Source organism: Aeromonas sp. 603079 (genome assembly GCF_049172135.1).
GTDB classification, from domain to species: domain Bacteria; phylum Pseudomonadota; class Gammaproteobacteria; order Enterobacterales; family Aeromonadaceae; genus Aeromonas; species Aeromonas veronii.
In genome coordinates, this window is sequence record NZ_JAAKPX010000028.1 from 56,101 (window position 1) to 71,051 (window position 14,951).

Here is a 14,951-nt window from a genome sequence, read left to right on the forward strand (position 1 = left end):
CCGATCCTAACAGTAAGGGGCTAGTGTGGGCACACCAGCAGGGACGAGGTGCGTCACGATACGTCACGGTTGGCCCTCTCACCTCTCCATCAGGTCTTGCGAAAGCGCCACCTCAAGGACAATCGGCCACTTTTTCGCAGCGAGTGGCCCCTCTTCCTTTCTTTGCCTGAGCGAACTGCCTAAAATAGTCGCCCTGCTGTATCCGGCATTCATCCATCTAGAGGATTTCCCATGGAGACGTTTCTGCTCGAAGGTCACCCCTTCGTTGCCTTGTGTGACCTTATCAAACATCAGGGGTGGGCCGATTGTGGCGGCGCCGCCAAAGCCCTCGTTGCCGAAGGGCTGGTCGAGGTGGACGGTCAGGTGGAGACCCGCAAGCGCTGCAAGATCGTGGCCGAACAGGTGGTCAACTTCAACGGCATGAAGGTCGTGGTGAAAGAGGGCGTCAGCCCGGAGATTGGCTAAACCCGTTTCGGGGAGCCACTCTCCGGCAACCCGCTAGCTGGCCTTGATCGACAGGGTCAGCACAAAACGCGCCATCGCCTCATCCCCGTTCAATGACGGACAGGTGGCTACCACCTGGATGGGGCGATTGATGCGCTGACCGCTTGCCAGCGACTCGTCGATCATGGCGTCAATCTCCTCCCCCGCTGCGCAGTCGAACTGCACATCCCCCTCCGGTCGTTTCAAAAACTCCCCCTGCACATCCTTGAAGGCGAAGTGCACCTTCTTGCGCCGCTGCCGCCCCTTCTCCATCACCAGCAGACCGCCTACCAGATCGGCGCCGGTCGCCAGCGCGCCAAAATACATGCTGCCCAGGTGGTTGCGGGTACGCCAGCCAAGGGGAATGCGAATGCGCAGCGCCTTGGCGTTCATCTCTTCGATGATCGGGGCACAAAACCCGATGACGGGAATGTAGCGCCAGGCAAACAGCCGAAGCGCCAGATTGGCTTTGAAGCGTTGCAAATCCATATGCGAACTGATCCGATGAGTTAATGTAAACAACATGTTGCCTGCATCTGCGCCATTCGACAAGCACAGGGATCACGGTTACGACCTTTACCCAACGCAAAAAAACAGAGGGAACCGCACCGGTTCCCTCTTTTCGCTCATGTCGCTGTTACAGCAAATGTGCCGATCAGGCGCGCTTCTCTTCCAGCCAGGCCCCCTGACTCTGCATCTCGAACAGCTGGGCATAGTGACCGCCGAGGGCCATCAACTCACCATGGGTACCCCGCTCATTCACCTGACCGCGGGAGAGCAGCAGGATCTCGTCCGCATCGACGATGGTCGAGAGGCGGTGGGCGATGGCGATGGTGGTGCGGCCACGACGGGCGGCAGAGATCGCCTGCGACAGCGCCAACTCGGTCTGGGAGTCCACGCTGGCCGTCGCTTCATCCAGAATGAGGATACGCGGATCTCCCACCAGTGCACGGGCAAAGGAGAGCAGTTGCCGCTGACCGGCGGAGAGGTTCTTGCCCCCCTCCTCCATCAGGGTGTTGATCCCCTGTGGCAAGCTGCGCACAAAGTCGGCCAACTGCACCTCGCTCAACGCCTGCCAGAGCCGCGCGTCATCTATGCCGGCGCGGCCGAGACGCAGGTTCTCCGCCAGGGTGCCGACGAAGATAAAGGGATCTTGCTGCACCAGCCCGATGCTGCGGCGCACCGCCGCCAGCGACAGGGTATCCAGTGCGTGATCATCGAAGCGGATCTGCCCCTGATCCAGCGGATAGAAGCCCATCAGCAAGCTGATGATGGTGGACTTGCCGCTGCCGGTATGGCCCACCAGCGCCAGCATCTGGCCCGGTTTTGCGGCAAAACTGACCTCCCGCAGCACCTGCTGCTCACCATCGTAGGAGAAGCTCACCCGCTCGAAACTGACCCGCCCTTCCAGCGGGCGCAGCTCGCCCTCGGTGCTCTCGCGGGTTTCATCGAGCAGGGCAAAGACCCGCTCCCCCGCCACCATCGCCTGCTGCAGCTGGTTAAGCTGGTTGGTCATCTCGATGAGCGGCTCGATCATCCGGCCCAGATAGCTGATAAATGCGTAGAGCACACCCACCTGAATGGCACCAGTGCTGCTCAGTCCCTCGTGGGCAAACAGCGCCAACAGGCCAATCAGCACCATCATGTAGAAGAGATCGATGAGCGGACGCAGCAAAATGCCGTTGATCTTGAGGCTCTTGATCCGTGCCGACCAGTGCTGCTGATTCACCTCGGCAAAGGCGTTGGCAAAGTAGCGCTCCTGCACCATCGCCTGGATCACCGGCATCCCCTGCAGCGACTCGTTGAGGCGGCTGTTGATGTCGGAGAGCAGGCTGCGGGTCGCTCGCACCACCGGCACACTCAGTTTCTGGTAGAGCCACATCACCCCGCCCACGGCGGGCAGCAACAGGGAGCAGACCAGCATCAGCCGCAGATCCAGCAGCGCCATGGAGATGAGGATGCCGCACAAGAGCACCACCTTTTGCACCAGCAAGCCGATCACCTGCACATAGAGGTTCATGATCGCCTCGGTGTCGTTGGTGATGCGGGAAATCAGCGAGCCAGAGCGATGCTTGTCAAAGTAGCTAGCTGGCAAGCGGATGGCGGTGGCAAATACCTGCTCGCGCAAAGTTTGCACCACCGCCTGAGCGATGCGGTTAAAGCGCAGGGATTGCAAATAGAAGCCAGCCGCCGAGAGCACCTGCAAACCCAGATAGCCCGCCGCAATCAGGGCAATGGTGGGCAGCACGATATTGCGTGGCGCCAGATAGTCATCGATAAAAAGCTTGATCAGCAGCGGTCCGGCCACTTCGGCGCCGGTGGCAAGCAGCAAACAGATCCCCGCCTGAATAAGCCAGCGAGGATACTGGGCGCAGTAAGCGAGCAGTCGTTTAATGGTCGGATTCACAGGCTCTCCTCCACCGCTTCTTCGAGACGCTGATAACGCACCATATCTGCGTACCAGCCATTGTGCGCCATCAGGGCACCGTGATGACCCCGCTCGCTGACGGCCCCCTGCTCCAGCACCAGGATCTCGTCGGCCTGCTCCACCGCCGTCATGCGATGGCTGACCAGGATCAGGGTGCGACGATGGGCCTTGAGGGCGTGCAGAATTTGCTGCTCAGTGTGGGCGTCCACCGCCGAGAGCGCATCGTCAAGCACCAGAATGGGCACCTCCAGCAGCAGAGCACGGGCAATGGCCAACCGCTGTTTCTGGCCGCCGGAGAGGGTCACCCCTTTCTCCCCGACCTCGGTCTCATAACCCTTGGGGAAACGCACGATATCATCGTGGACACAGGCAATGCGCGCCACCCGTTCGACCTCCTCGCGGCTCGCATCGGGTTTGCCGAGGGCGATATTGGCGGCGATAGTGGTGGAAAACAGGAATGGCTCCTGCGGCACATAGGCAAACTGGCTGCGCAGTGTGGCGAGCGGCAGCTGGTCAATCGGAACGCCACCCATGACAATCGAACCGTGAGTCGGATTGGCAAGGCGCATCAACAGCTTGAGCAGGGAGCTCTTGCCTGCCCCGGTGCGCCCCACCACCCCGAGCATCCCCCCTTGCTTGAGGGTAACGTCGATATTCGCAAGCAGGGTGCGCTGCTCGAGTTGATAGCTCACCCCTTTGATCTGCAAAGGAAAGGCAGAGGTAAACACCGCCGGCTGGGCGGGCTCTTCGATATCGCTGCGCTCCCCCAGCAGGCTTTCGATACGGGAGTAGGCGGCGCTGCCCCGCTCGATGATGTTGAACAGCCAGGCGATGGCAAACATCGGCCAGATCAGCTGGCCGAGGTACATGGTGAAGCTGGTGAGCTCACCCAGAGTCAGCTCATCGCGCAGCACCAGCACACTGCCCCCCGCCACCGCGAGGAAGTAGGAGCAACCGATACAGAGGTAGATGACCGGATCGAACTTGGCATCGATGCGGGCCACCGCCATATTGCGCTCCCCCGCCTGTTTGGTCAGCTCGGCAAAGCCTTCATCTTCCAGCGATTCAACCGCATAGGATTTCAACACCCGCACGCCGGAAAGAGCCTCCTGGGTCTTGTTGTTGAGCCTGGAGAAGGCCCCTTGCGCCGCCTTGAACTGGGTGTAGATCTGGGTGCCGAAGCGGTTCATGAAATAGGCCATCACCGGCAGCGGCAGCAAGGAGACCAGCGTCAACTGCCAAGAGTACTGGCTGCACATGATGGAGAGCACCAATACCCCGACCATGATGGAGTCCACCAGAGTCAGTACCCCTTCGCCAGCGGTCATCTCCACAGCCTGAATGTCATTGGTGGCATGGGCCATCAAATCGCCGGTACGGTGGCGCTGATAAAAATCGGGGCTCATCCGGGTGAAATGGCTGAAAAGGCGATTGCGCAACACATAGGCCAGACGGTAAGAGGCACCGAACAGCATCACCCGCCAGACGTAGCGCAGCAGATAAATCAGCACACCCAGACCAAACAGCCCCGCCAGATAGCGCATCAGGGTACCATTGTCGAGACCGCCCCTGGTGATGCCATCAACCACCCAGCCCACCACTTTGGGCGGAATAACGGTCAACAGGGCCACCATCAGTAGCAGGGAGATGGCAGCCAGATAACGGGGCCACTGCTCCTTGAAAAACCAGCTCAATCGTAGAAATACGCTCACACCACCAACCTTTAGCGCTCTCTGCCCGTGACCGCTCCAAGGAGCGGCCATCAGAGAAGCCACGCAGAAATAGAACAATGAAAACAATCGCCTCCGGCTGGAGGCGATTTGAACGAAAGCTCATCATATCCCGAACCGGGATGGTTGAGAATAATTACTATTTAATTCACTGTGACATGCGATCATCCCCTGATGAATAGGGATTATACGAATTTTCATGCTGCTCACCGGTCAACAGGAAGTGTGACACCTCTTCCCGGGTCTGGCTGAAGACCTGTTGCAACTGCTCCAGATCCGCCTCGCTCAGCACCTCGTTTTGCCGCAGGCGCCACTCCAGCTCGCCAGCCACCAATTGCAGACGGGCCGCCGAGATATTGGCAGACACCCCCTTGAGGGTGTGCAGTAGCTTGCTGGCCACCTCGGGCTGCTGACGGCGCAAGGCGGAACGGATCTCCCACAGATCGTCCTTGTGCTCCGACATAAACAGCTTGAACAGGATCTGCAATGCCTCCTTGTCCTGCTCCAGCCGCTTGAGGGCATCCTGCAGATCGAGGATCCCCATCATATCCGGCGGTTTCACCTCCATGATCCCCGCCTGCTCCACCCCTTGCGGCTTCACCCACTGCAGCAGGTTGTTGTAAAGATCCAGCTTGCTCACCGGCTTGGTGACGTAACCATTCATCCCCACCCCCAGGCAGCGCTCCTTGTCTCCATGCATGGCGCTGGCAGTGAGGGCTATGATGGGCACATCGTGCTTGTCGACCATTTTGCGGATCTGGCGGGTGGCATCGAGTCCGTCCAGCACCGGCATCTGCAGGTCCATCAGGATCACGTCAAAAGGCTGCTCGGCAACCCGCTCCACCGCCTCGCGACCATTGTTAACCACGCACACTACCGCATCGACCCGACGTAGATATTCGATGATGAGCTGCTGATTGACCCGGTTGTCTTCGGCCAACAGCACTCGGGTACCCTGCAACAGGGATTTGAAGTGCTGCTGATCCCCCTGAGCCTCTGCCTTGCGCAGATTGAGTTCATAAGAGCTGCCATTGAGCAACTCGTCCACCTTGGCCAGCAGGGCATTCTCGGTCATCGGCTTGGGCAGAAAATGGGTCAGCCCCATGCTGTCCATCCGGGCGTGCAGCCCCTCTCTGGCCCAGGCGCTGATCATCAGGATGGGGATCCGCCGCCACTGGCTGTGCTGATACATCTCCAGCGCCAGATCGAGTCCATCCTCCTGCCCCATGCGCCAGTCGAGGATTGCCAACCGCAGATTGGGCCCCTCTTCACGCAATAATTGACGGGCACGGGAAAGGGAGTTGACCGGCAGCACTCGCACACCCGCCCGAGTCAGGATGTCCCGAGCCAGATCCAGCACCAGTTCGTTGTCATCCATCACCATCACCAGCGGCTGGTTTTCGAAGAAAACTTTCCGTCCAGCCACACCGTAGACCGCCTGCGCCATCGGGATATCGAACTTGAACAGAGAGCCGACGCCAGGCTTGCTCTCTACGGTGATCCGCCCCCCCATCAGCTCCACCAGCCGCTGGGAAATATTGAGCCCAAGACCCGAGCCGCCATATTTGCGGGTATTGCCCGCCTCCAGCTGGGTAAACGCCTGAAACAGTTGGGTCTGCTTCTCTTCGGCAATGCCGATGCCGGTATCGCGCACACTGAAGCGGATCCGCATTGGATGGGAGTTGGCCAGATCGATGGAGACTTCGACCTCACCACGTTCGGTGAATTTGATGGCATTGTTCACCAGATTGACCAGAACCTGCCCCAGCCGCAGAGGATCCCCACGCAAGAAGACAGGCACCTCCGGCGATTTGCGAATGATCACCTCCACATGTTTGCGCTCCGCCAGATCGGCAAACATGCCCGCCAGCGAGTCGAGCTGCTCGCTGAGATCGAAGTCGATCTCCTCCAACGTCAGCTTGCCGGACTCCACCTTGGTCAGATCGAGAATGTCGTTGATAAGCAGCAGCAAGGTATCTGATGAAGACTTTATCTTGCCCAGATAGTCCCGTTGTTGCTGATCCAGCTCGGTCTGCAGTGCCAGTGAGCTGAAACCGATGATGGCATTCATGGGGGTGCGGATCTCGTGGCTCATATTGGCCAGAAAATCGCTTTTGGCCTGTGCCAGCAAGGCCGTCTGACGGGACAACTCGCTCAACTTCTGATTACGACGCCATAGGGTATAGGCCACCAGCACAAAACTGATCAAGGCACCGCCAAGCACCATTAAATAGAAGCGGTTCAGCAATGATGAAGCCCGCTCCAGCTTATCCATCTTCCAGCGCACCAGGTTATCGCTCACCTGCATATCGATGAGACGATGGCGCAGGGTATGATAAGCCATCACCTGACGACTCAAATCCTTGCTCAGGTTAACCAAGGTGATCACCTCGGGTTGCGAGCCGTAATGGGAAGCAAGAGCACGCTGCAACAAGCTCAGCTGTTGCTGATACTGGTTATCGGCGCTGTGTTGCAAAAAATGGCTGAGTTGGGCCAACTCATTGAGATCACGATGCAAGAGGCTCTCTGCCGGCGTGATAGCGCGTACCTTCTCAAGCTGATGCTGAAAGGGTTGCACGATATATTCCACCGCCTTTTCCATGCTGTACAGTCTGGCCAGCTCCATCTGGTAGAGATCCAAATCCTGCAGCAACCTCTGTGAAAGAGGCGTTTGCTCAACCTCAGCATCACTACGAACCCTGTGAACAAAGCTATCGAGGATACCGGATAACTGGACGAGCCGTTGCTGAACATTGCTATCATTGGCACTCTCACGACCAAGCAGGTAAACACTGTCGGTGTTGATCCGGTTCAGCACTGCCTCCGCTGCCTGATTCAGGCTGTATGCACGCTGCTGTTGACTAAGCAGTTGCCAGCAAAGAACCGAGAAGCCGAGCAACAAGGCAGCAACAAGCAGCTGTACCACAGGGCTCTTCCGTGATCCTTTATTCATCCCGTTTTGACTCTCTACTTATAATGGCCGCTGAATTGTCCGGCTTGAGCAGAGCTCGGAGTGGAAGTGTCCACCCCAGCCGAGCGCTGTGTTAACGTTATTTCACTATTTTAACTCTGGCACTATTTTCATCACAGCCACCAGAACCGATCTTCAAGGAGACTATTATGTCATTTATCACTACTTATTGTAGCCACTGCTTTACAAGAAACCGCCTGCCCTCCACCCATGTAACCCACTCCGCCAAATGTGGGCACTGCAAGGCGTCCCTGTTCAGCCAAACCCCTTGCCTCGGGAAGGCGGATAACTTCGATACCCTGATCAACTCCGATATTCCGGTCGTTGTCGATTTTTGGGCCAGCTGGTGCGGCCCTTGCCAGCAGTTTGCTCCAGTATTTCATGATGTTGCCCATGAACTCGAACCACGGATGCGCTTTGTCAAAGTCGATACCGAGCAGCAGAGCACCATTGCCGCCCGTTACGCCATTCGCAGCATCCCCACCCTGATGGTCTTCAAACAGGGTAAAGTGGTGAACCAGATAAATGGATCCCTGCCCAAGAACATGTTCAAGCAGTGGCTGGAACAGTTCATGGATGTTTAACTTATGTTTCAGCAATGTTTGATTTATGTATTTATTTCCTCATTTTTATCAATGAGTGTGTGAGTAGAGACTGATTTTCAATATGTGAGCCTGTTTCAAACAAGTGAATGGATGTAATCTCGGCAACACAAAAACAACCATAAATTAACCGAGAGAACGATATGCACACATCGGCTGTACCCGCTACTCCATCTCGTTGGCTGGATATCAAGACCGGGATCGTGATCCTGGATCTGCTCCTGCTATGCATCATGCTCGCTTGGCTCCCTTTTGATCCTATGGTCAACAAGGGGCTGGGCATTCTGGTCTTTATAGCTATTCTCTGGCTGACCGAAGCGGTCAACATCACTATCACCGCGATCTCCATCCCGGTACTTGCCACCCTGCTCGGGGTGTTTGATATGAGCAAGTCGTTGACCGACTTCGCAAACCCGGTGTTGTTCCTCTTCTTTGGCGGTTTTGCCCTGGCGGCAGCGCTATCCAAACAGGGGCTAGACACCCAGATTGCCGGTAAGGTGATGCAGCTCGCCAAGGGACACCTCGGCTGGGCTGCCATCGTACTCTTCAGTATTACTGCGGCACTCTCCATGTGGATCAGCAATACCGCTACCGCCGCCATGATGATGCCGCTGGCCCTTGGCATGCTCAAAGGTCTCGACATTCACAAGGAGCGCCGCACACTGGTCTTCGTATTGCTTGGTGTTGCCTACAGCGCCAGTATTGGCGGCATCGGCACCCTGGTAGGCAGCCCGCCCAATGCCATTGCGGCCGCCCAGATGGGGCTGGGCTTCACTGACTGGCTGAAATTTGGCATTCCTGTTGTCCTCATCTTCATGCCAGTAGGCATCGGGCTGCTCTATCTGGTAACCCGCCCCAACCTCTCACATCAGGTCAGCACAGAGCGAGTGACCATAGAGTGGACCGGCCAACGCAAGGTGACCATGCTGATATTTCTGACCACAGTGCTGTTGTGGATTGGCTCCCAGCCTATTGCCCAGGCGCTGGGAGGAATACCTCAATTTGATACACTGATCGCCATGGGAGCCATCATCGCCATCGCCGTCAGCCGGGTAGCTAGCTGGGATGACATCAACCAGAACACCGACTGGGGAGTACTGATGCTGTTTGGTGGCGGCTTGACCCTGAGCGCCATCCTTAAGCAGACCGGGGCCAACGCCTTCCTGGCGGAGCACCTATCCAACGGTCTGGCCACCATGCCGATCTTCGTCATCCTGCTCTGTCTTGCCACCTTCGTGGTGTTCCTGACCGAGCTGGTATCCAACACCGCTACCGCCGCTCTGCTGGTTCCACTGTTTGCCGGAGTCGCAGAGGCACTGGGAGTCTCTCCCATTGTCGTATCCGTGCTGATCGCTGTCGGTGCCTCATGCGCTTTCATGCTGCCAGTGGCTACCCCGCCCAACGCCATTGTCTTCGCCAGCGGCCATATCCAGCAGCGTGAAATGATGCGGGCCGGCCTGGTGCTGAACCTGGTCTTCACCGTCATTTTGACCCTGCTTGCCTATTTTATGGGCGACATACTGCATTGATGGCTGGTGGCTCGCTCGCCGGGCTCCTCAATCAACACCAGGTTCCAACAAAGCCCCGTATCATCGGGGCTTTCTCTTTTCCTGCACCCCAACGGCCATCTGTCACATCCCTGACCATCGTCAGCTTGTGCCATGCGACAGCAGCGAGAGTACACATGATGATGACTTCAGACTTATGAGCGATACGGGTGCCATGAGATGAGGTGTTCCCGGGAAAGGCTGGTAATAACGACATTAAAATAATATGTGATGCCCTGTACATCTATCACAGATGATCAAGCTTTTTGCAAATGGTGTACAAATATTTACGAATCCAAGCAGCTATAAAAAAACCCCGCATAGCGGGGTTCTCATATTAAGAGGTGATCAACCGATGTTGCAGGGTTTCAGCTTCCAGATACGATCCACATAGTCCTGGATGGAACGGTCTGAGTTGAACTTACCCATGGTGGCCGAGTTGATGATAGCCTTCTTCGCCCACAGTGCCGGATCCCGATACCAGGTATCGATCAGCTTGTGTGCATCCGAGTAGGACTGGAAGTCCGCCAAGGTCAGGTAAGGGTCTCCCCCTTCCAGCAAAGAGCGCTTGATGGAGGCCAGCTCACCCGGACGACCCGGCGTGAAGTAGTCGGTATCAAACCAGTCCAGCACGGCCTTGAGCTCGGAGTTGGCATAGTAGAAGTCGTACGGATTATAACCGCGCGCCTTCAGCGACTTCACTTCGTCCACGTTCAGACCGAAGATGGCACAGTTTTCGGCCCCCGCCTCTTCGGCGATCTCGATGTTGGCTCCATCCAGCGTCCCGATGGTGATTGCTCCGTTGAGTGCCATCTTCATGTTGCCGGTACCGGATGCTTCGTAACCAGCAGTAGAGATCTGCTCGGAGACATCTGCCGCCGGGATCAACTTCTCGGCCAGACTCACGCGGTAGTTCGGCATGAACACCACTTTCAGCTTGCCCTGGATACGAGCATCGTTGTTGACCCGATCCGCCAGCTTGTTGATGGCATAGATGATGTCTTTGGCCAGCTTGTAACCGGGCGCCGCTTTGGAGCCGAAGATAAACACACGCGGATGCATGTCATAGTCCGGGTTGGCCAGCAGACGACGATAGAGTGCCATGATGTGAATAAGGTTCAGTTGCTGTCGCTTGTACTCGTGCAGACGCTTGATCTGAACGTCAAAGATCGCCTCGGCACTGACATCGATACCGGTTTCGTCTTTGATGACCTTGACCAGCTTCTCTTTGTTATGACGTTTGATGGTCATGAACTGCTGCTGGAACGCCTTGTCGTCGGCAAATTTCACCACGCCACGCAGTTTGTCCAGTTGCAGCGGCCACTCCTTGCCCACCACTTCGTTGTAGAGACCCGCCAGCTCCGGGTTGCAGGCCAGCAGCCAGCGACGCGGGGTTACCCCGTTGGTCACGTTGCACATTTTTTCCGGCCACAGCTCGGCATACTCGGGGAAGAGATCTTCCTTCACCAGCTTGGAGTGGATCTCGGCCACACCGTTCACCTTGGACGAACCGATCACGCACAGGTTGCCCATGCGAACCTTGCGCACGGCCCCCTCTTCGATGATGGAGAGCTTGGCCTTGATGGCGTCGTTGCCCGGCCACTTGGGCTCCACCAACTCGTTCAGGAAGCGGGCGTTGATCTCGTAAATCACCTCCAGATGGCGAGGCAGTACTTTCTCGAACAGGCTGACCGACCACTTCTCCAGCGCTTCCGGCAGCAGAGTGTGGTTGGTATAAGAGAAGACCTGATAGCAGATAGTCCAAGCGGCATCCCAGTTCAGATCTTCCTCGTCAACCAGCACCCGCATCAGTTCCGGGATGGCGACAGTCGGGTGAGTATCGTTGAGCTGAATAGCAATTTGCGCGGCAAAGTTGCTGAAGTCACTGCCATGGACCCGCTTGTAGCGGCGCATGATGTCCTTGATGGAGCAAGCACAGAAGAAGTACTGCTGGATCAGACGCAGCTCTTTACCGGCATCGGTCTCATCGTTCGGATACAGCACCTTGGAGATGGTCTCGGCCTGGGCTTTCTCAGCCTGGGAGTCGATGTACCCCCCGGCGTTGAACACGTCCCAGTCGAAAAACTCGGAGGCGCGGGATTCCCACAAACGCAGGATGTTGACGGTGTGACCGCCAAAACCGACCACAGGAATATCCCAAGGCACCCCTTTAATCTTGCGACCGGCGTGCCATACCTTCTTCAGGCCGCCATTGTCACCAAACACGGTCTCGACGTAGCCATAGAGCGGCACTTCTTGCACCGACTCGGGGCGGCAGATCTCCCAGGGGTTGCCATATTCACGCCAAGAGTCCGGACGCTCGATCTGGCGGCCATCCTGGATTTCCTGACGGAACAGACCGTGTTCGTAGTGGATACCGTAACCAACCGCCGGATAGTTCAGAGTGGCCAGCGAGTCGATAAAGCAGGCAGCCAGACGACCCAGGCCGCCGTTGCCAAGTGCCATGTCCGGCTCTTGTTCGCACAGGTCGGTCAGTTCCAGACCGAGTTCGCCCAGCGCCTCTTCGCAAGTCTTGTAGAGGGAGAGGTTGTGCAGGTTGTTGGAAGTCAATCGTCCCATCAGGAATTCAGCAGAGAGATAGTGAATCGCACGAGTATCTTTCTTGAAATGAGTCTGCTGAGTGCGGGTCAGGCGCTCGTACACCTGTTCATTGACAGCCGCAGCAGTGGCTTTCCACCACGCTTCGGGAGAGGCTTTCTGTTCGCTTGTTCCCAAGGTAGAACGCAGGTGACGCACGATACTCGCCTTGAGCTGATCTTTATCCAGTTGGAGATCCTGGTCTGTCTTCTTCTTGGTAGCCATAAACCATATTCCTTCGTTACAAATAAAATTGTTATCCCGCTTGCGGGACCGGCGCTGTTGTTATCTCAAAATATGTACCGGCGTGAGAATACTAACTAAAGCGGCAGAATTAAAAGTTAACGCAAGTCACACTTTAACCGATAAAAACAGCCTGAAAAGCTTGAAAACCCTTTCCTTAAATTGATCGCACAAAAACAAACATTCCCTTTATTATCAAAAGCTTAATGAAAAAATAAAAATATTCTGGCATGAATAGGTTTTCAAAGATTGCCAAGCCTTGAAAATCCCTGAAAATAGGCAGCAAGACGGCACATTGAAACCGGTTTCAATGTGCCTGAAAAATTACCGTATAAATATGAAGCAATCATTGCATCCTTAAAGATGTGCTTTGAACTGATTGCTCAATGGATCGTAATGGTACCCAATCTGATCCAGACGCCCTGCCAACTGCTCTTCACTCATATCGTAATAGGCCAGCAACTCCTCCAACCCGTCACACTCAAGCCTTAGCTTCTCATTGATGATGCCCAGCAAGATGTTGGCATCAAGACGTTGCAAGGTACTGATATCCATGGCGGCACCTCCTGTAAATGACCTGTATAACCATGGGCGGTTACGCAAGGTTTGTCCATAGTACGAAAAACACCCAGCCAGTTTTATATTAAATAACTTTTAAAAACATAGTCTTACTAACGTCACATGCCAACACCATCACATTTTTCAGCAAAAACACCTTGTCACTGCCACAGGATAGAACTACTGTACACACATACAGCTTGGATATTCATACAGGAATCCCATATATGAACCAGCCCCTGCACTCACTGCCCTTTGCGATGAATCGTGTCATGAGCAAGCCCTGGCCAACCAGAACCGCCTGCAAAGCGGAGTTGGCTCATTATGGTGTAACTATCCAGTCTGATGATCAGTTTCTGAGCGAGCTGACAAAGCTTGGGGAGGCTCATACCGGCTGGATCTTGTTGATCGCCCCGCCGGGACGCCCCACAGTCAGCCGTCTGGAAGAGCGAGGTATCGATCCCAAGAGAGTGCTGGTGGTACATAGCCCCAAAATCAAGAACTGGCAGCAAACCCTGGAGCGCAGTCTGGGCAATGGTCACTGCGCCGCCGTATTTACCTGGCTACCCGAGCAGATCGAGCTGGATCACGTCAAGCTGCAGCGACTGGGACAGCAATCTGGCGTACTCACCCGCTTCTTTGGCGCGAAACGCACTAACCTCGACACACCTCTGCTGGCCTATTCAGAGCAAGATATCTATCTCAATCATTAAGACAAAAAACGAACGCCTACGCAGGCTCTCCCGCGGGTCGCAGCGACAGAAGGGCGCAAACAATATGTGACCAGCGGCTTTATTTGAAAGACAAGCGTGCAACAGCCTGACGGTAGGCATCGGAGATCATTTGACCCTGCTTGCTGCAAGCAGACAAACATCAAAAGATGTAACGGATCAAGAAGCAGAAAATAAAACCTGAACTGGACAATCATGCAGCCCAAGTATTCAAACCTGTGGGACTTCCTGCCCACCAGCGAACCCGTTTGAGCAATATGATGAGGCTGAAAGTCATTGCATTCATTTGAGCTGATCACGACAAATTTCCCCCCGGAGTGACCCTCTCCTTGAAATACCGGGTAACAAGGGGTATAACCACGCGTTTTATCAGGTGTAATAAGTGAGCGGTATGATGCAAGCCCCCTTTTGGCAGACCAAGAGTCTGCAGCAGATGACTGAATCCGAATGGGAATCCCTCTGCGATGGTTGCGGAAAATGCTGCCTCAACAAGCTGATAGATGAAGATACAGACGAACTGGTTTTCACCAATGTCGCCTGCAATTTGCTTAACACCAAGACCTGTCAGTGCTCTGATTACGCCAATCGTTTCAAAAAAGAGCCTGACTGTCTGCAGATCACCCATGACAAGATCACCGAATATGACTGGCTCCCCTCAACCTGCGCATATCGCCTGCTGTCTGAAGGTGACGCTCTTCCAGAGTGGCATCCTCTGCTGACCGGCAGTCGTTCCGCGATGCATCAGGCTGGTCAATCCGTCCGTGGCAAAGTCATTCACGAGGATCAGGCGGGTGAATGGATCGATCACATCATCACTTGGGCCAGCTGACACGCTCAACCCGCTATTCTCCAGAGACAAGGGCTGCACAATGTGCAGCCCTTGTTGTTTCTGCAAGCAGGGTTTGTAGCTTCACACATATCTGGCTGGCTAAACCAGACCACCTCCAAGCTGCGCATTGAGAGAGATAGAGGCAGAAGCAGAGGCAGAGGCAGAGGCAGAGGCAGAGGCAGAGGCAGAGGCAGAGGCAGAGGCAGAGGCAGAGGCAGAGGCAGAGGCAGA

11 protein-coding genes are annotated in these 14,951 nt (G+C 55.7%); 5 read left to right on the forward strand and 6 right to left on the reverse strand.

Annotated elements, in window-relative coordinates; genetic code table 11:
- Nucleotides 1–231: 231 nt before the first annotated feature.
- Nucleotides 232–465 carry a ribosome-associated protein YbcJ gene (gene ybcJ, locus G5287_RS18635; RefSeq protein ID WP_005361116.1) on the forward strand — a complete coding sequence of 78 codons (234 nt, stop codon included), beginning with the start codon at nucleotides 232–234 and terminating at the stop codon, nucleotides 463–465.
- Between the two features lie 33 nt (nucleotides 466–498).
- Here the strand turns inward: ybcJ and G5287_RS18640 are convergent, their stop codons facing one another.
- From G5287_RS18640 to G5287_RS18655, 4 genes are all read right to left on the reverse strand, one after another.
- On the reverse strand, nucleotides 499–972 hold the full coding sequence (locus tag G5287_RS18640; protein ID WP_019446113.1) for a DUF4442 domain-containing protein: 474 nt from the start codon (nucleotides 970–972) through the stop codon (nucleotides 499–501).
- A gap of 166 nt (nucleotides 973–1,138) precedes the next feature.
- Nucleotides 1,139–2,890, reverse strand: coding sequence for an ABC transporter transmembrane domain-containing protein (locus tag G5287_RS18645; protein ID WP_227342696.1), 1,752 nt, complete (start codon nucleotides 2,888–2,890; stop codon nucleotides 1,139–1,141).
- Nucleotides 2,887–4,623 (reverse strand): ABC transporter transmembrane domain-containing protein, encoded by a 1,737-nt coding sequence (locus G5287_RS18650; protein WP_227342694.1) that lies wholly within the window; start codon nucleotides 4,621–4,623, stop codon nucleotides 2,887–2,889. The genes G5287_RS18645 and G5287_RS18650 overlap by 4 nt, the downstream gene beginning before the upstream one ends.
- A 166-nt stretch (nucleotides 4,624–4,789) precedes the next feature.
- The gene (locus tag G5287_RS18655) at nucleotides 4,790–7,594 is read right to left on the reverse strand and encodes a response regulator (RefSeq protein ID WP_421173131.1); all 2,805 of its coding nucleotides are present in this window, start codon (nucleotides 7,592–7,594) and stop codon (nucleotides 4,790–4,792) included.
- 167 nt (nucleotides 7,595–7,761) lie between these two features.
- Here G5287_RS18655 and trxC point away from each other — a divergent pair, with 167 nt between their 5' ends.
- Nucleotides 7,762–8,196, forward strand: a complete 435-nt coding sequence (trxC, locus tag G5287_RS18660) for a thioredoxin TrxC (protein ID WP_216978913.1) — start codon at nucleotides 7,762–7,764, stop codon at nucleotides 8,194–8,196.
- A gap of 161 nt (nucleotides 8,197–8,357) precedes the next feature.
- Nucleotides 8,358–9,743 (forward strand): SLC13 family permease, encoded by a 1,386-nt coding sequence (locus G5287_RS18665; protein WP_216978914.1) that lies wholly within the window; start codon nucleotides 8,358–8,360, stop codon nucleotides 9,741–9,743.
- A 366-nt stretch (nucleotides 9,744–10,109) separates the two neighbouring features.
- Here the strand turns inward: G5287_RS18665 and G5287_RS18670 are convergent, their stop codons facing one another.
- Both G5287_RS18670 and G5287_RS18675 read right to left on the reverse strand, forming a co-directional pair.
- Entirely contained in the window at nucleotides 10,110–12,584 is a 2,475-nt protein-coding gene (locus G5287_RS18670; protein ID WP_227342690.1) for a glycogen/starch/alpha-glucan phosphorylase, read from the reverse strand.
- A 375-nt stretch (nucleotides 12,585–12,959) separates the two neighbouring features.
- Nucleotides 12,960–13,157 carry a DUF4250 domain-containing protein gene (locus tag G5287_RS18675; protein ID WP_005333612.1) on the reverse strand — a complete coding sequence of 66 codons (198 nt, stop codon included), beginning with the start codon at nucleotides 13,155–13,157 and terminating at the stop codon, nucleotides 12,960–12,962.
- Nucleotides 13,158–13,387: 230 nt separating this feature from the next.
- On the opposite strand from G5287_RS18675, the gene G5287_RS18680 reads away from it, so the two are divergent.
- Together G5287_RS18680 and G5287_RS18685 are read left to right on the forward strand one after the other, a co-directional pair.
- Nucleotides 13,388–13,873: a cell division inhibitor gene (locus G5287_RS18680; RefSeq protein ID WP_227342688.1), complete on the forward strand. Its 486-nt coding sequence runs from the start codon at nucleotides 13,388–13,390 to the stop codon at nucleotides 13,871–13,873.
- 412 nt (nucleotides 13,874–14,285) lie between these two features.
- On the forward strand, nucleotides 14,286–14,720 hold the full coding sequence (locus G5287_RS18685; RefSeq protein WP_005361134.1) for a YcgN family cysteine cluster protein: 435 nt from the start codon (nucleotides 14,286–14,288) through the stop codon (nucleotides 14,718–14,720).
- Nucleotides 14,721–14,951 lie beyond the last annotated feature (231 nt).